The following is an 18279-nucleotide window of genomic DNA, read 5'->3' as shown; positions in this document are numbered from 1 at the left end:
AATTTGCCAAGTGCCTCAAATGAAGAATAGAGACATTCGAGTTATGGCACGGCATATTCATGCCGATTTATTTCAAAAAGTGAAAATTAAAATGGAAACTGAGGAATTTAAAGAAAAATTTCGAGAATGTTTATGGAAAATTGAAGGTGTTATGAATGAATTAAAAAACTATCATTGCCTTTCAAAAGCGAAGTATCGTGGTCTTGATAATATGCAGATCCAGGCCTACATAGATGCTGTAGTGATTAATATTAAAAGACTTGTTAATTTTCTTTTGTTTTCAGTTATATCACATTGCATGATCAAAAATAGCGCATCTTTTACAACAGGCCGGTACCTTATCTATCTCAAAATAATACTATGCTTTTTCTACTTTCAAATAAAATTAATTTGCAATATAGATTAATACTATTTATCATATATCGATAATTGATATACGCTTACATTATGATAATTAATTTCCAGGATAAATTGACCGAAGATATTTTTAATGTGGTAAGCAGCCGGTATTCAATAAAGCTTCCAAGTGAATTACACAAAAAGGCACAACGAAAGTTGGATATGATTCACGCAGCAACACTTAGAGATACATTGAAAATTCCACCAAGAAATAAACTAGCGAAGTTATGTGGCAATTTATCAGAGTATTGGCGAATTAAAATTGATAAACAATGGGCTGTCATTTTCCGTTGGGAAAATGGATATGCTTATGATGTCTGTCTCAGTGATTATCATGACAAAAGAGAAAACAATGTTATCAACAAATAGATCCCCTACTCTCCCAGGTGAAATGCTTTTGGAGAGATTTATTAAACCTATGAATTTAACCCAAAAGGCATTTGCATCCCATCTAGGCTGGACTTATGCCAAATTGAATGAAATCGTTCATGGCAAAAGAGGGATCACACCAGACACAGCTTTAGATTTAGCTGATGCTTTAAATATGGAGCCCGAATTTTGGCTAAATCTTCAAAGAGATTGGGAGCTCTGGCATGCAAAACAAAAACACAAAATAATAGCAAAAATAAATGCAATTAAATAAACTCATGAGTCAAGAGTATAAATAAAAATTAATTAGTTAAAATAACGGAAAAAATTCTATGAAAAATATTATATTTGTTATCAGTCTTGATATCTTATTTATACTATTTTTGCTAATGGGCTTGAGTCTTTTCATAGCGGTAGATATGCCTTCTGCTGCAGATATATTTTTTAGTTTCAAATTAGGTTTACACTCATGGTCTTATAAAATTATTAAATTTGTTCCTTTTATAGAAAACAATGAGGCTGTTGCAGGATTTTCATTGATAATAACAGGTGTTTTTTGTGGCTTTTTCAGCTTTAATATTTTAAAAAAGCAAAAAGTAAATTAATGAGGGGTATTGACCCCACCCGTGTCAAAATTTACGGTTTAAGAAAAAACAAATTAATATCAGTTATCAAAGCCCTCAAAACTGGCTATTCCCCTAATATAATCATGCAGATCTCTAAGATTGTTACTTGTAGGTAATGGGAAATCCTCGCAGGGTAAGGCTTGCGTTAAGCTTGGTATCGAATGCTGTATTGTATTGGAATACGATGAAAATGACAGGAATTATTTCCCAACTTAAAAACAACGTGGGATTGCTACAAGGGGTATGCAAGCGATTGTAGCAAATGGTGTAAACTGCTTCGAGGAACCAAGAAACAAGATTAGTGAAATTGTTACGATACTTTTAGAGTTGCATAAAAGCAATCGATTCGTATCAATCGATTTAAACTCCAAAGCGTATGTACTATTTATAGAAAATTCTGAGCTACCTCAAAAATTCTACAACTTATTGATTTGATAGGTAAATATTAATTAACTCTTTGCTTGAATCACATCCAAGCTTTTCTTTAAGTTGGGCAATATATACCTCAACAGTGCGGTATGATATATCCATCTCACGACCAATTTCTTTTGCTGTCTTGCCTTTTGATAAATATTTAAGACAAATTGCTTGCTGCTCTGAAATACGAATCGGTATATCAGTATTGTATTTAAAGTAGATAAGTTCTTTATCAGTTAGGGCAACGGGCTTCGCTAGATTGAACTCATTCTTCTTCAGGTAATTGATGACCAAATCTATATGCTTATTGACATCTCCTTCGTTTGCAAGCAAAACAAAATCACTTATTTGATTATAATAATCGTCTCGATCGGCATGCAAAGTACTAAATAAATCTTCGTAGTATTTATCCCCAATAAGGGGCTCACAAGTTCCAGAACGTCTGATTTGAGTCTGAACTGACGTATTTAGAAATATGACACATCCATTATTTAAGTATTCTCGCACCTTGGGTGTATTTCCAATGTAACAATCTAGTCCGACTACAATCCCAGACTTTTTAGACAATGCATCTAATATTGATTCCTGTGTACGCTCATAATGTTCAAGGCCAGATTGCCCCAGAATTTCCTTAATGGAGAGGCCCACTTTATGCTCAAGCCCCATATCCGCATCAATAAATTGATAACCAAGTGTATCAGCTAAACTTTTAGAAAAAAAAGCTTTTCCTGCGGCAGGATGTCCTAAAATATAAATGCGCCTTAACTCATTCATTTGTTACTCCAAAATATGTTATTCATTAAAAATAGTATATCGCTCAATTTGATCGAATTATATACGAATAAATACTTATAGAATGCGCCGCCCTACTCTCACAAGACTCTTTTAAACCATCAGCTAATGAACTTATTTAATTAATAATACGGGTTTTAAGGGCATAATTCATCATTCAATTAAATACTGCTATTTATATTATTCTTTAAAGTAATTTAATGTGTTTTTTATCAATTTTCGTATCCATTAGGATTTTACTTACTAAGATAGTAATAAAGTCAACCATGCAGTAGATAAATTTCAGTATGTTGATACAATTCACCATTTCAAATGAAGCCTTAACCTATGGATACACCCGAAAATAAAGCTAGTTCCGTTTCAGCCACTCAAGAGCTAAGAGCACTGTTTGATATAGACAATAACAACAGGCAAGCTGCTTGGTATAATCGTTTCATAACTTGCCTTCCTCACGCTATCTTCACTAGTGGCGAACCTGAAATAATCTTCAACTCCTCAGGTTTCACCTACTATAATCTTGAGATTAGTGAAACCCTCCTTGAGGGCAAGAGAACCATAACAAGTTATGCCATTCCTGGGCTCATCGATACATTCTTGATCAACGAAGGGGTTGGCATAGTCATTGAGGCACGTAATCCAAAACAAGCTATCGATCTCAGCTATGGCGACGTCCTTGGTTTTCATCTCTATCGGACATTTGCTGAACCAGAGGATCATCCATTTAAAACAGATCAACCGCATGCTTCTATTATTCACGAAGGCACTGATATCCTCATCAGTGATGTTCCAGAACAGATATTGCCCACTACCTCAATAAAATTACTCGACGCGATAATCCAGCATTTCGGTATTAACGACGCCCTGGTCAAGCTCGTCTATCTCCCAGAAACTAATCAGCATGAATTAGTCTTCTCAATTGATAAAAATCAATATACCCCCAGCAAAATACAAGCATTGCTCCAAAAACTAGGCTGGTTTTTACCAAGGTATTATTCATATTTGGTTTGTGATTTGAACAACGTATCCCCTGCGGCAGAGACCAAAATATGAACATTTCCGGACTCTATTGTCTTAAAAATAGAAGCTATAATTAAAAGCGAATATAAATACTCTGCAATATGTATATTTGGACTGAGGCGTTATGAATAGGAATATTATATATGAATAAACCTATAAGATCCTTGTTTCTTTTTCATCCCTTTGTTTCACTATCTTTACCCCTTCCATTTTGTTTGCTGATGATACTCTGCAAAGGGTTCAAACCAAATTGACTGCCCTGCAAAAGGATGTGGTTGTTGGTGTGATAAAGATCAAAATGCTAAATGTAAATGTACTCAACCCTTGGATGAAAATAACACTAATATTAAAACTGATAATGATAAATAGGGATAAGTAGATATCATTCTATCTGTGATTGCTTTGATTATGCGGCCTCATTTGTCCTGTTTTCTGAATAGATTAACTGGACAAATACTGATTTCAGTTAAGTCTGGAGAATACTGTTCCATCAATTATGGATGGTTCTATATTAAAATTAAAGGAATAAAAAGAGTTTTAATACCGACGTTAATGTTGTCAACGTTAATCGCTACATCATCATTTGCCAGTTCTGAAAACATCCCGGTTAATAATAAAATAAATACGGTCATTACCCCAAAAATTTTTGAAATGGCAAAACGCAATAAAAATTGGAAACAATCACTTGTGACAGGTGAAAATGCGCAGGTTGTTTTTATGAATATCACACCTAAGACCAACCCCAACAATGAGATTGGAATGGAAACCCATAAATTTGATCAGGTCATATTTGTTGTAGAGGGTAAGGCTAAATCGATTCTCGATGGTAAGAACTCAACTGTCACTTCAGGTGATATGATCTTTATTCCTCAAGGGATTGCTCATAATTTTATTAATCTAAACGCGAAGAAACCATTTAAAATAATAAGCGTCTATTCAGCTACAGATATTCCTAAAAATGCAGTATATAAACACAAATCTGATATGCCACAAGAGTAACTTGGTGGCATATAGACTCAGATCTATTCTTCACATAGAAGTTTTGATTTAATGCACCGTAAAGAGTTGGAATTGTATTAAATTAAATGGCCATAAATATGGCCTCAAGCAACTAAAGCTGTATTTTCCTAGGTAAATGATAAACTTCGCTCATTTTCTGATGTTTGAGTCAAATCATCATGCTTTAGGCATTTTCGAGCCTGCTCCTCGGTTAATAAGCCATACACCAAAGAACGGCCGGTGATAGCAGACCATATGTTATTCCCTAAATTAAATTGCCAGCAGTCCCCAGGGTAATTAATAAAACCTGCTTTTGTAGCTGCTTGGAGAAGTATACTTCTATTTTTTTTCTCTTGATCAGTGAGCATCTCACCTTTATAGTGAGTTGGAGGTGTTTTAGTCCAATCGGTAAAATTAAATCCCATTGGAATAAGTTCTTTTGTATTTAAATCAACGGGAAACAGCTCCACAGCCCCACCAGTAGTATGAGGAGGGGTAATATTATCCCGAACAGGACACATTAGCTTTTCCAATTCTTTTTCAATTTCTTCGTCAGTCTTGGGAGAATTTTGTGCTCTAGCTTCTTCGATCAATCTATCCCTATACTTTAAAAAACGTGCTTTTTGATCCTCTGGTGTTCGATAGGCTTCAAAAATATAAATACCCCAGTTACTTGGTAAATTTTCGGTTAATTGAATGAGCGCGGAGCGCACTTCTGGGCGCATCCAAAGCCTGAACTCAGTATTGCGTAATTTCAACTTTTCGATAATTTCATCTGGAAGTGGTTCGATTCTGTTATGAGGATGTTCTTTTAAATCGATAAGAATACTCTCCCCTACTTCGATTTTTAAACCGCTTTGATATATATCACTTGATAAAGGATAAACGCCGTTTTGAATATAATCAGCTTCTGCATTATCAATCAGTTTCTTAAAATAATTGTTGTCCGAAGCCAATTCGTTTAAATGATCTGAAATAGGTTGGGGTAAAGTATGTGTTGCTTTTCGATTAGGGATGAACATTTTGTACATTTCTACTCCTTAGAAAAAATAATGTAAAAACAATAAATTAGAAGTGCGTAATAATACTATTCTTTAAGATATTGTAAATAGTCAGGCAAGATTCCCAGACAATTGTTCCAGATAATTCTGGCTAGATACCTTCTGCTTGGAAATTGGTAGTGGAAACGGAGAATTTTGGCAGCATAGCGCAAAACAAGAATTGCAATCTAATGTTTGCATTACTGATTTATCCGAAAAGATGTTAGAGGAGTGCAAGCGAAATCTATCAAATGTAAAAATAAAAGCTCACTATCAACTAGCAGATATAGATAAGCTTCCGTTTGGTGGAGAAACATTTAACGGCGTTTTGGCACATAACGTCATTTATCATGCTGAGCCCCCCAAGGAAGCACTTATTAAAATTTATGATATTTTGCAATCAGGTGGTTTTTTGTGTATGTCGGTTTTAAATTATGGTGCAAATAAATCTATTTGGAAAATAGCTAATTCAATTGAATCTCAAGTTCCTGCTCAATCCTTTACCTCTAGATTTACTAATATTGAGGCTGATAACTTCTTGGGTAATATATTCAACCAAGTAGAAAAAAGAGAATACTTTAATACATTGCGATTTGAATCCCCTGAGCCAATTATAAATATGGTTAAATCTTCACCGGCCGTAAAACCATTACGATTATCGGATAACTTGTTCACTTTATTCAACGCAAAGATTGAAGAGCAAATTGAAGATAATGGCTATTTTGAAAGTGAACTTAATGCTAGTTTGTATCTTTGCAGGAAAAATGGATAACTATTTCATGAGTTCAATTAAAAGCAGCGCGAAAAAATAAAATTGACAGACATCTCCACCCTATTCATTTTTGAAAAACAAACTGAGATTCAGGATAAACAATTTTCTTACTGGTTAGGGCTACACATTCTGGATAATATTTACGACTGTGCTTGGAGCCACAACCAAATAACTTTTCTTCATTATAAAAAAAATGGTTCTTACCAAGTTTGATTGAATTGATTGGATCATAAGAATTATTCCCAATGATTTATTAAAGGTATGACATTATTAAATAGCATAATTGTTCTTGATAAACTTCTTATTTGTATCAAAGTGCTGACTTTCGTCTAATATTATTATTGTTTCCAAACTTTAAGGAGAAAGAAAATGAACAAAAAAGGATCTATCTTGTGTACAACACTTCTTTTAACCAGCGCTATGGCTTTTGCTGATACGGGCAGTCAATCTAATGACACAAATACTAATGGTCAAAACGCCACAACATCCCCTTCTCCTGACACCAATGGAACAACGTCTACTTCTGCGCCCTCTCCTGATACCAATGGAACAACGTCTACTTCTGCGCCCTCTCCTGACACCAATGGTACAACGTCTACCTCATCCCCCTCTACTGACACCAATGGTACAACGTCTACTTCTGCGCCCTCTACTGACACCGGTGGTACAACGTCTACTTCTGCGCCCTCTACTGACACCGGTGGTACAACGTCTACTTCTGCGCCCTCTACTGACACCAATGGTACAACGTCTACTTCTGCGCCCTCTCCTGACACCAATGGTACAACGTCTACTTCTGCGCCCTCTACTGACACCGATGGTACAACGTCTACTTCTGCGCCCTCTACTGACACCGATGGTACAACGTCTACTTCTGCGCCCTCTACTGACACCAATGGCACAACGTCTACCTCTGCCCCTTCTATTGATAATACAAATGGTCAAGGAACTTCCAACACAAATATTAACGAATCCAGCAGCAACGCGAGTGCCACAAACGTGGATGTAAATGCCAATGTAACAGAAGTAAATAATAAAGTGAGCATTACTGGAGTAACAACCGCGCCTACTTTTACTAATGTAGAGTTGCGTAATAACCTGTACTACTTACCAGAAACCGTAACTCCTATAAACGGTTTTTATTTCTTAAATATTGATTCTACAGAGCGTGTTTGCAGTCTCAAAAAAGTTACAAAAGTAAAAGTTCTCTCAACCCCAAAAACTATCACTGTTGTGATAAAAGATCATGAACATATTTTATACTGTTATGAGAGACACTATTTTAATTTCTAACATCTATTAATCTATGAAATAGCAACGCCCCTCCTATTAATTTTTCATCAAATTATAGGGGGCTTTTATTCCCTGGTTTTATCAGGAAAAGGCGTGCTTTAAGTTAAAATATCCCATCTTAGCTGCTAACGTATTCGCTCGAGTCCAGCAAAAAGCAAGCTCTTAAACCTGCAGAGCACTTCATACCACGTTCGCTGATATCATTAGATTATTCTAGCTTGTAACCAGCTATTCCAATTGTTCTTATCTACTTCAGGCTTTACACAGGTTGTTTTTTTATACTGTTAGTATATAAGTTTGAACTGGTGAAGCCATTAAATGTAAGTAATGAATGAGCTATTACCACATAAGTCCACTGTAGGAGGATAAAATGAAAGCTCAGCTAGAACAAAAACCTATAATGAGGGGTAAAAGGGAGCCAGTATTGGAGCATGAAGTCTTAAAATCCTCTATTCCTATTGGCGGACGTTCATCTATCCCTAATATGGAGCATTCATTAGTCCCCCAGGTAGAAAGTAGCGTAAAAAGATTAGGTGAGAGTTTTGACTTTTCTTCCTCAACCTCCACAGGTGGTGTAACAGGAAGTACTCGAGTTACACAGAAAAAAACTGATACTAATGAAGAGACGATTTACTTTCAATTAAAACCTTCAATACTCGATAATAAATTTATGCGACGAGTAAAGGCCAATCATACTGATCGTGAAAATTTTGGTGAATTTATCGCTTCATGTATTGGTCAAAGTATTTCTGAAAGTATTGGCAAAAATAACGTAATTCCCAAAGTTTATCTGGTTTATGATACCGAAAGAAAAAGGGCTTTAGTTGCATCCAAGTACTTACGGGGTAATGCAGGCCATGCCGCAGTCACCTTGGATGGTTATATCAAAGCTAAAAATGATCTTCCCCCTGAGAAATCACATGCAACCTTTACTGAGGGAGATCAAGCTCAAGGAGGAAATATTGGTTTAGATGTTCCTTATATGAGTCCTTTAAAAGATACTTTGATCGATGCTATCGTTTTATCAGCTATCTTAGGAGATCACGATATTAATCCAGGCAACATGGTTGTGCTCACTAACATTGAAGATGGCCAGGAAAAAATATATGTAGCTCGAATTGATTTAGGTCATGCATTTAATGATTTGTTAAATGCCCCAGCTGTGATGGGTGGTACAGTGCTTAATCCTAAGCATCCAGTAATTGATTTTATAAATCGTGAAAAAATTGCGGGAGTTAATGGTTCTCCTTCTAAATTATGGCGAGATTACCCAGGAGTTTGCACCCCGAAAGAAATGGCATTGTTTGCTTCAAGACTAGAACAAATTGGGAATACCCATATTGATGCCATCGAAGAAGGGGCTGAAAATGCTCAAATAGCCTTTAAACAACTTATTGCCGATATGAAAGCGAATAAGGATTTTGAGGGAGTTCAACATGTCCTTAAATCCTTAGTCGAAATTCATAATAATATTTCTGCTGAAAAAATAAAACCGCCATTTAATGAAAACCACATTAAAGTAGTTTTGAATAAATGCGCCGATTTTGCCATTAATAATTGTCAAGATGCTTTACACGCTGCGATGGTAATGAAAATTCAATCTTCAGTACACCATTTAAGCGAAGACTCCAACACCAATGAGGTTTTTAGCGAATTAGATGAATTAGCAAAACAATTGGATGAAATTACTTGGATAAAATGTAATGCTAATACTTCTCCAGCAGAAGGAACTTTGAGACAACATATCATTCGAAGCAAAATTCAGGTTCTATGTGAGCAATCAGGAGACTGCAATATTACTAAAATAGCCAAAAACGTACTCTCTTTTATGGATGGATATAAAGCGGATATTAATAGCCAACGTATTGCCAATACTAAAGGATTGCAGAAACTAGAGCAATTAGAACCAAGGATAGAAGATGCTCTGAATGCTTTAGCCAATAAAAACATTAAAGAAGCTATAACCATCATAAATGGTTTAAAGAAAGACTTAAGGGCTAATTTTGGTGACAAAAACTTTATCGGTAAATCTATTGCCCTCGATGCTGTCAACAAAATAGAGCTGGATTTAAAAAAAGTTCAAATGAATGCATATAAAAGAGCTATATCAGAAGGAAGAATGGCATCATTAGAGTTAGATGAGTCAGAGCATCTTCATGCTTCTACTCTTAACTAATATTAATCATTAAAACACAATTTATTTAAATTATTATTTACTATTCCAAGGGGGGTGTAATGTTTCAAGGAAAAACAACAAATCACTATATAACTCAAAGTTTTACTTTATTTTCTAAACCAAGAAATAATGGAGTACATTACTTCTTGATCAGTAATCTTGGCAACAAAAATAAAGACGAGTTTCTTGCAGAATTTAAGGCTATCCCAAGCAGCACTAATCATCTCGATCTGGAGACCAATGATTTGCATATGCATCTTGATGAAACCATAGAGGCATTTTCACTTCTTCCAAGAAACACTAATTCTTTGAATTTAAGTTCTAATTGTTTAGGCGATTTAGAATTAGAAGATAAATTACCCAATCTATTTGCAGCCATTCCTGATCATGTAATCATTCTGAACCTCACAGGCAATTATTTTGCTATTAAAAATGAAGACCAACTTGAAAAGGCATTTCAAGCGCTCCATAAGAAAGTAATTTCAATTGACTTATCATTAAATGACTTTAATGAATATCCAATTGCTAAATTAATTCAACTCACTAATTCACTACCCCCTGCTCTTCAGTCCTTAAATTTATCAGCAAATTATTTAGGTGAAAAATCAGATGAGGAATTAAATGATTTCTTCTCAAAATTAGCAAATCATAAGCAATTAAAGTGTCTGGATCTGCGAGATAATTTTTTTAGTGATGAGCAGATAGATGGAATAAAAAACTCTTTATCTTTTGTAGAAAGGATTATTTTTTTTGATACTGATCTCCACAAGGGGAATGCTCCCATAATTACTATTGAACAATCGTTTGATGCTTGTGAAAAAAATTCGAACATGGTTCTAAGCTAAATAGAACCTATCAGCAAGAGCTGTATAAAAGTACAGCTCTTAATTTGGATCCCATGATCTAAATTTTTATTTAATTAATTGACGTGAAAAGCTATTCCCAATGCCTGTGCTGAGGTAGCAAAAGCAAAGAGCGTAGCATTATATTGGGAAGGCAAAGCATATTCTATCTTCAAAGTTTAATTCTTTATCTTGTGTAAATACCTCTATAAGTATTTAATTTATCTGGTAGCGTCACGACTAATTTATTAAAAGCGAACAAAGCTCTCTCTCTGTAAGGTGAAATCCAATTAGAATACTTGGTCAATTGCATCACTGCATATGTTTCAAAATTAAGGCGAAGTAGAACATCTCGTTTTACGCCATATTTTACTATTAATTCTTCCTGCTCCCGCATGAAAAGCCCCTGGCATAGAGATGTTCTTGATGTGGCAGAATAAAAGCTTATACAGTAAAATTTGTTGGTACATACTCATCCAAAAATATATAATCAATTTTTTGGGCACAAAATATCTTTGTTTCTCGTGATTTATATATGACGTATATTTGCAATTAAGGTATTTATAGGTCATCTCGACTCGATAACATTTGAAACTTTAAAATATTTGTAGCGGAAGTAGAAGAAAACTTTATGAAATATTATACGATTTTGTTGACCATTAACCGATTCATTATAGGCTTACTTACAATACTGTTGGTCGCTTGTACGCATCAGCAATCTAATGGTCCGGATCACTATGTGGTCAGAGGGAAAACATATCATGTAATGAAGTCTGCCAAACACTACAAGGCAAAAGGAGTTGCTTCCTGGTATGGGGCACACTCTCGGCATCAAAAAACATCGACCGGAGAGCGCTACAATATGTATGCGATGACAGCCGCTCATCCAACACTACCACTTGCTACACGAGTACGGGTCAAAAACCTGAATAATGGCCGGTCGATTGTGGTTCGTATTAATGATCGAGGTCCCTTTTTATCAAACAGGCTAATTGATTTATCCTTCGCTGCCGCTAAAAAGCTCGGTATAAATGGCATTGCCCCTGTTGAAATTGAAGTAGTTTAAAAATATCTTACTTAAGCTAAGAACCTGATTTATCCGATTAACTTATTAAATAGTCTAAGATATAGAAGCCCTCCTATTCATCAGGAGGCATTATGACTAGCGCAATTTGGAAAGATGAAATTTCATTTGGGCTCATATCCATTCTTGTTTTTACTAACGCAGAAGAGAAGAATGACTTGAAATGAAATTTCATCTAAAAATTCAGGTATAACCTCTGTCCTCTTTTATTCTACCATATTGATACTTAAGCAAAATTTGGAATAAGCTTTTGCACAGCGGACTTAGCTAATAAATATCTAATGCTTAGAATAGATTGTTTGCGTTCCTTGGAGGTTGGCACTGTAGCCATCTCTGAATGCCTGGAAAGATAATCATGTTGTTTAAAGACATGGAAAGAACTATCTGATGCTTCAGAAAATTCGCAGATAATCTCTTGCATTTCCTCATCAGTTACATGAAGCATATCAACTGGTTTTCTTCCTTTATAATCGAGTGCATCACAATCAGCGCCATGCTTTATCAATGCCTTAATCAACTCTGGGCAGTCACCTCTTAAGCACGCGATATGCAATGGAGTCATTCCATTTCTTAAATGAATGCAATTTACTTCAAGAGCTTTTTTATCAAGCAATGCTTCAATAATTGGTTTTTGCGCCAAGAAATGTTTTCTGGAATCAACATGATTCCACCCTTTACATAAGGCAAGCAAAATGGGGGTATAACCAAACTCCATACTGTAATCGTTGATATAATCACCATCTTCTATATAGTGGAGTGCGGTGTTAGTTCGTGAATTTGCTATATAATATAAAAGCTCTGTTTGCGAACTCATAAGGCCAGCATCAACATTGTCATGTTTAAAGCAACGTCTAGGTATCATTAACGACGAAGTACGCATTAGCGGTGGATGTACTATGACATGTTCATTATAAATCTCACATTCTGGTTGATTGCTATCCACAAGGCCGTGAAGCCTTATTTTCTTGAAATTTGAATCATAAGTGGTGTGGACAATATTTACTTTTTTATTCTTCAATAAATCACAGAAATATAGATAATGTTGATAATCTCTTTTGATCGCCAGATTCAACTTATTCAATGTGGTTTTTGGGATCAAATATTCATTAATCTGGTGCATATAAGGAATTACTTTTTTTATTCGAAGAGTAAACTCCTTTTCACTAAGCGTTTTGGAAAATACATCTAACAATTCAACAGAATGTTGCTCTGTTCTTTCGTTGTATCTATACTGATGTAACTCGCTCTTAATTTCCATTTTATTCACCCTAGTAAGTATTTTTTTCATATTTTCATTATAAAAACCCATGATTAAAATAAAGTTACTTTAAAATGAATAGTTGGAATACCGTATTATTGGGAAAATCATAAGTAGAATAGATAACAATAAACGATTACTGACAGGACAATTATCCCTGTACTATCCTTTGGATAATTACTAAGGCGTGTTGGCCATTCATCCCCACCACCTACGTACCGCGACTTGTTCCTGAGAGATCCTCACAAAATATACTCGCATCTGAGGGGCTGGATGTTGTGCTTGAATAGCGCATTGATAAAGAATTTTTAACAAACTCTGAAAGCTTTCTTTAGTCACAAGAAGCTTTTTTTTCAACACGTGTTTTCCAGGGAACACGATGGATAAAGCGAGAGCGGATTTAGCAGAATGCGCTTGAAGACTATTGATTTAATATGAAGCCCTGCAAGCCAGGCAGCAAAAGTAGCAATAGCAGCCACCAGTCATAAGATATTCATTCTTGTAAAACAAGTCTCGTTCCACGTGTAAATGTCCATTGCCCAATAGTCTATCTACTTTTTGAATAGTGCTACTTTACTTATTGGTATTGGATATTGACCTACCTAAACCCGTTAAATATAGTTTTAGATGCTCAACTCCATGTTTTTCAAAGTCATTAGCGTATTGCGCTTTAGCTTCTTCGACTTTTCTCATGCGCTCCATCGGATCCATCTTTTTGTATTGTTCAATTCCCATTGCATGAATTACATCTCGTTCACTTAATCTATGCATTAACTCATCCCAGAACAGTTTGCTTTCATAAGGTTCAATAAACTTCTTAATAAGTAGCTCTTCATACTGAGTTTTTTCAAAGTACTCATTGAGTTCTGTGGAAAATTCTATCTGGTCATCTGCTTCCATTTCTTTAAAATAGGATAAAAATTTCTGTTTTAATGCTTCATACTCATTATGTTTTGTTTCCTTTATGGTATGTGAGTGCAGTACCCAGTCGGCTATGTATAACATATCAAGTAATGTGCGATATTCTTTCTTAGTAATATTAATTTTCATAACTTATTCCTCTTCTTGTTAACTTGCAATGCTACAAGCCTTATTTTCCTTTAACTTTAAACCTTCACTGTATCCTAAATCACATCGGTTCAGCTTATGCAAATCATTCAGATTTTATACTTATCTTTGTTTCTTTCTAACAACTAATTTGAGCCAATTCGGTTATTTAAGTGTGTTTAACATTAATGTTGGTTTAATAATCACTGGGTATAATTTCGTCGCAAGTTATTCCGAGAAACCAAGGGTGATGTAGATGAAGTTTAAAATTGAAAAAAATATTTGATAAAAACTAATGGGTACAATACTAAATAAAAACAGAGCTTATGTAAATAAACAAGATAAATTGATTAACCAATCAGTGCTAAAAAACAAAAAGAAGGTGGATATAAACCCGATGACTGGGGTGTGGCTACCTTTGGCAAATTTTTAAGAAAAATGGGATCAATATCGTTGTGCAATCTTTAGTAAATGGCTCCACTTGAACTCAATAAATCAGTAATTGCTGTTAACGATTTGCGCGAACTCGGCATTTTATAGATGAATAGTATATTCCCTATAGGTGACAGTTTATATTTTGCATCCTCTAATGCAGTTAAAACGAGACTCAAGGTGTAATTGTGGCGTTTAAGTTTGCTAAGCAGGTGAAAAAGGATTTATTATTGACTTAGGTGGCGAAATGAATGACGCCCATTCTACTATAGAAATCACTCCTAATGGAGAAGCTTATTCAGTTTTTAAAGGATAATTGATAATAAAAAATTCGTAGTAGTAAGCACAAGTGTTTATCCGATCGGCAGAATTTATCCGAAAACGAGGACAAATTCTGCTGTTACTGTTAAACGCGAATTACGCACTAAAATTCCACTTAAATTTGGCAGCAAACATAGTGCTGCTTTGATATACAAATATAAATTTTAATAAAATTTCGACATTGGATTGGGCGGAGGAGTATCTTCAAGTAATTTGATCGGCTCTAAAAGATGATAATCTAATTTATGTTCTAAAATTTTTTTTGCTTCGGGCGAATCATTTAATTTTGATATATCTATTGATGGGCAAGTTAATTGTTTTTGTACCTTGAATAAACCAAAACCACAACCTCGCTCCCGCATTTCTTCCCGTATATCTTCCATTTTTTGAGAGTAAAGAATATTAGGTGTATAAACACTGATAGAATCATTTTCGTTTTTGGGGATTCGATATTTGGTAAAACCCACTACTTTTTGACCTTGTTTGAGTAGTGTTGAATTTCCATTATTACTATTTATCTCAGCCAAGGATGATTCTATAGATTTGGATAATACGTTTTTTTCAATTTTTTTAACAATTATCGCATTGTTTTTTTGAAAAAATTTATCATCTAATATACTCCCTGTTCAAAATTACGACCCATATTAACAGTAATTTTCAATCAATTGCAAACTTTTGATTCTTGACTGAATAGTATTAACTTGCCGGGTATTCGTACAAGAGAGTTCCCTATGATTAATCTTACTGAATACCCAGCTAAAAACTCCTATTTATTGAAGTAGTTATTATGCTCTAAATACTCTAAATGTTCTAACTCCGTTAGAGATTGCAATCTTTTTTTGAAGTCTATAAAAGCGCTTGAGGAGATAGGGTTTGGGGGGACGATGGTGCGCATGGCACTTACCAAACCTAATCCTTCATTAATTATTTGATCCAGGCTATCCATTTTTAATTGCGATGTTTGCAGATAATGGTCAGTTAATTTTTTTCTTGCTTTTCCCAGGGCTTCACTAATTGCATCTACATCATTTTCTTTGCCCTCATCATTGAGTAGCAAAAGTTCATTTCGTAAAAAATCAGCAATTTCATTCTTTATTCCCAAATTAATTTTAGGACTGGGAATTTTAAACAAATTCAAAATATGGGTAAGTGAATGCCAGAAGGTATTTCGTTGGTAATATTGATCCACACGCTCAATGATTTTTTCAATGGTATTAGTTTTATCATGATGTGCATTTGCAAGTTGATTAAGATTTTTTTCCAGAGAATCTAAATTTAAAATTTGGGATGGGGTTTGAGTAAATGAGAGAAAAGCTTTTTTTAAAAGGCTTCTTTGCAATTGATGCTCATTTTCAGAACGGACTACTTCTGATTTTAATAGAAGAACCAACTTTCTTATTTCCTGGCATTGTTGCATTGAATTTATCTCTTTAGATGCCAATATTGCATCTACTTCTTTAATGGCGAAGTTAATCAGCACTCGTTGGGATTTTACTAAAATTTCATTATGCTGGAGATGCTCCAGCAATACTCTTTTTACTTCTATTCCATATTTTGTGGCATCGGGAGCAATAAGGTTGATTTGATTCCAAATAAATCCTTTTTCATTTTTTTTCTCAAGAGTTTTCTTTACTGAATCAATTCTTTTTTCTAAATATTTAATGGCCTGTTCATCGGGTATATTTCGAGAAATTTGAACGCTTTCAAGCAGTATGTTTTTTATTTGATCGTTAATTTCGCTTTTCTTATCGCAATGATAATGATAATAATTAGCAATGGAAGTTAGTCTATATTGTAAGTTGGATAATCTATATTCTGGTTCTTTTCTAAGCAGAGGCTGTCCAAAATTGAATTGCTCATCACGTTCTATACCCCTAGGGATTGATAAAGTTTGAGGAAGTTTGTTTTTATTAAATTGAAATTGTTTGGCGAGTAAAGAACAAAAATGCGCTTCTTCTCGACTATGATTCATATTTTCTAGTTCTTTTGCAACTAAAACCTTGTTAGCGTCAAGTTGTTTTTGTTGGCTTAATAGGTTTATGAATTTTTTTTGTGGATTTCGATTGTCATAATTTTTTTCAAAAAACCAATTAAATGTAGCAGGATAAAGTTTTTTAAATAATTCTCGATGTTCTTGATTGATAAACAACGTGGAGTCTTGTACGTAGTCCTCTCGATTCAACAAAATTTTCCGCTTATTTATTGAGACTCCTTTGCTATAGCTCCCCTCATTTTTTTTCATGCAACATAAAAGTTTAAAGCGTTCTGAATCGGACAACTCTAAATGACTTTCGATGAGTTCGTTTTGTTTTCTTCCTTTGGTGCTTCTATGGACGATATAAAATTTGGAGTACATTTTGGGTAATGTTCCCGTTTCTCGACAAAAACGATTTAAATCATCATGCAAGAGTAAGGCCGTGTGGTTTTTTTCTGGATGCTCTAACCGATTTCCTACACCATGCTCTCCGTAGTAAATTTTTATTTTTGATTTGGTTTTTTCTGGTGCACTAAATACATACCTTCCCGCATGTTGTGGATCAAAACCTGGTCTGTATTCATGCAACATTAATGTTGATTCAAAATTTTCTACATTAGGTGGAATAGTATAAGAAGGTGCATGATCACGCCTCCCTGGCCCAGGAACTTGATCAATAAGAAAGAGATTGACTTTAATTTCTGGATAAAGGAGATAAATCACATTAGCCATTCGCAGGCATGCATCAGCTCCTCGACTAAACCCTTGTAAATTGATTGTTTGGGGGAGTATGCCCTCATTTTTTTCAATAATATTGTTAAGATAAACTGCTGCTTCAAACAGCAAATCCTCTACTCCCTCCCCAGCAAGAACCCCTGTCAACTGCTGCATCGCATTTGATATCTTTTTTGAAATGAAAGCGTTAATTGGTACCTTGGTATGTGTAACTGGATTGTAAAAATAAGTACCTGGAGTTGGATGTTTGCTTGTAGGTGACTTAGGGGCTGATCCTGGTCCATCAAACAATCGCGCAGCTATAGATGAGTTGTTTCTATTCGCTTGTAAAATTGTATTATGGAATGAATTGATAATATGAAAATCAGATTCGCGATGCTCGCCTGTACCTAAAAAGCTGAGGTTTACTATTTGGATTGTTTCTTTCTTCTTCATGACATATAAATAAAAGTTATAATGTATTATTGTAGACCAAAATAATTAATGATCAATATTAATACAAATTAATATCATTAAATTTGATATGTATGCAAAAAACATCCTGGACTTGGTGCTTCTAACTAGCCTTAACTCTTTCTGCATAGGGTCTAAACTATGGGGTCGCCCTTTTCTCTAGGCTTTTCTAGTTAAACAATGGAGAATAACAAAGATACAATCCAGATCTTGCGCAATAGTGGAAATCCAT

General features: G+C 34.7%; 18 protein-coding genes. 11 read left to right on the top strand and 7 right to left on the bottom strand.

What is annotated here, in order from left to right; translation table 11 throughout:
- From EKG34_RS09145 to EKG34_RS09130, 4 genes are all read left to right on the top strand, one after another.
- Window positions 1–406 (top strand): transposase (locus EKG34_RS09145; protein WP_207222378.1); only part of this gene is annotated, 406 nt, incomplete at its 5' end.
- Window positions 407–447: 41 nt separating this feature from the next.
- Window positions 448–768, top strand: a complete 321-nt coding sequence (locus EKG34_RS09140; protein ID WP_003637193.1) for a type II toxin-antitoxin system RelE/ParE family toxin — start codon at window positions 448–450, stop codon at window positions 766–768.
- On the top strand, window positions 698–1042 hold the full coding sequence (locus EKG34_RS09135; RefSeq protein WP_341273578.1) for a HigA family addiction module antitoxin: 345 nt from the start codon (window positions 698–700) through the stop codon (window positions 1040–1042). Before EKG34_RS09140 ends, EKG34_RS09135 begins: the two co-directional genes overlap by 71 nt.
- 58 nt (window positions 1043–1100) lie before the next feature.
- Window positions 1101–1373 carry a hypothetical protein gene (locus EKG34_RS09130; protein ID WP_012979099.1) on the top strand — a complete coding sequence of 91 codons (273 nt, stop codon included), beginning with the start codon at window positions 1101–1103 and terminating at the stop codon, window positions 1371–1373.
- Between the two features lie 444 nt (window positions 1374–1817).
- Here the strand turns inward: EKG34_RS09130 and EKG34_RS09120 are convergent, their stop codons facing one another.
- Complete coding sequence (locus tag EKG34_RS09120; RefSeq protein WP_003637197.1) at window positions 1818–2585, bottom strand: LuxR family transcriptional regulator; 768 nt, start codon at window positions 2583–2585, stop codon at window positions 1818–1820.
- 345 nt (window positions 2586–2930) lie between these two features.
- Here EKG34_RS09120 and EKG34_RS09115 point away from each other — a divergent pair, with 345 nt between their 5' ends.
- A complete protein-coding gene (locus EKG34_RS09115) occupies window positions 2931–3653 on the top strand; it encodes a hypothetical protein (protein WP_003637198.1) in 723 nt (240 codons plus the stop codon).
- A gap of 477 nt (window positions 3654–4130) precedes the next feature.
- Window positions 4131–4619, top strand: a complete 489-nt coding sequence (locus EKG34_RS09110) for a cupin domain-containing protein (protein WP_035905258.1) — start codon at window positions 4131–4133, stop codon at window positions 4617–4619.
- 128 nt (window positions 4620–4747) lie between these two features.
- Here the strand turns inward: EKG34_RS09110 and EKG34_RS09105 are convergent, their stop codons facing one another.
- The gene (locus tag EKG34_RS09105; RefSeq protein WP_003637200.1) at window positions 4748–5650 is read right to left on the bottom strand and encodes a M15 family metallopeptidase; all 903 of its coding nucleotides are present in this window, start codon (window positions 5648–5650) and stop codon (window positions 4748–4750) included.
- Between the two features lie 136 nt (window positions 5651–5786).
- Here EKG34_RS09105 and EKG34_RS09100 point away from each other — a divergent pair, with 136 nt between their 5' ends.
- The 4 genes from EKG34_RS09100 (at window position 5787) to EKG34_RS09085 (ending at window position 10745) form a co-directional block, all read left to right on the top strand.
- Entirely contained in the window at window positions 5787–6431 is a 645-nt protein-coding gene (locus EKG34_RS09100; RefSeq protein ID WP_003637201.1) for a class I SAM-dependent methyltransferase, read from the top strand.
- 369 nt (window positions 6432–6800) lie between these two features.
- A complete protein-coding gene (locus EKG34_RS09095; RefSeq protein ID WP_012979101.1) occupies window positions 6801–7724 on the top strand; it encodes a hypothetical protein in 924 nt (307 codons plus the stop codon).
- Between the two features lie 370 nt (window positions 7725–8094).
- A complete protein-coding gene (locus EKG34_RS09090; protein ID WP_003637203.1) occupies window positions 8095–9900 on the top strand; it encodes a hypothetical protein in 1806 nt (601 codons plus the stop codon).
- 59 nt (window positions 9901–9959) lie between these two features.
- Entirely contained in the window at window positions 9960–10745 is a 786-nt protein-coding gene (locus tag EKG34_RS09085; protein WP_003637204.1) for a leucine-rich repeat domain-containing protein, read from the top strand.
- A gap of 184 nt (window positions 10746–10929) precedes the next feature.
- On the opposite strand, the gene EKG34_RS09080 is transcribed toward EKG34_RS09085, so the two are convergent.
- Window positions 10930–11139, bottom strand: coding sequence for a hypothetical protein (locus EKG34_RS09080; RefSeq protein WP_003637205.1), 210 nt, complete (start codon window positions 11137–11139; stop codon window positions 10930–10932).
- Window positions 11140–11373: 234 nt separating this feature from the next.
- Here EKG34_RS09080 and EKG34_RS09075 point away from each other — a divergent pair, with 234 nt between their 5' ends.
- A complete protein-coding gene (locus EKG34_RS09075) occupies window positions 11374–11808 on the top strand; it encodes a septal ring lytic transglycosylase RlpA family protein (protein ID WP_012979102.1) in 435 nt (144 codons plus the stop codon).
- 244 nt (window positions 11809–12052) lie between these two features.
- On the opposite strand, the gene EKG34_RS09070 is transcribed toward EKG34_RS09075, so the two are convergent.
- The 4 genes from EKG34_RS09070 to EKG34_RS09050 form a co-directional block, all read right to left on the bottom strand.
- Window positions 12053–13084, bottom strand: coding sequence for an ankyrin repeat domain-containing protein (locus EKG34_RS09070; protein WP_012979103.1), 1032 nt, complete (start codon window positions 13082–13084; stop codon window positions 12053–12055).
- 573 nt (window positions 13085–13657) lie between these two features.
- Complete coding sequence (locus EKG34_RS09060) at window positions 13658–14134, bottom strand: hypothetical protein (RefSeq protein WP_003637154.1); 477 nt, start codon at window positions 14132–14134, stop codon at window positions 13658–13660.
- A gap of 914 nt (window positions 14135–15048) precedes the next feature.
- A complete protein-coding gene (locus EKG34_RS09055) occupies window positions 15049–15411 on the bottom strand; it encodes a hypothetical protein (protein WP_003637152.1) in 363 nt (120 codons plus the stop codon).
- Between the two features lie 239 nt (window positions 15412–15650).
- A complete protein-coding gene (locus EKG34_RS09050; RefSeq protein ID WP_012979105.1) occupies window positions 15651–18029 on the bottom strand; it encodes a Dot/Icm T4SS effector Lem25 family protein in 2379 nt (792 codons plus the stop codon).
- Window positions 18030–18279: the final 250 nt, after the last annotated feature.

Source organism: Legionella longbeachae (genome assembly GCF_004283175.1).
Taxonomy (GTDB): Bacteria; Pseudomonadota; Gammaproteobacteria; order Legionellales; family Legionellaceae; genus Legionella; species Legionella longbeachae.
The sequence above is the reverse complement of the archived record's forward strand: the minus strand, read 5'-3'. Positions and strand labels throughout refer to the sequence as shown.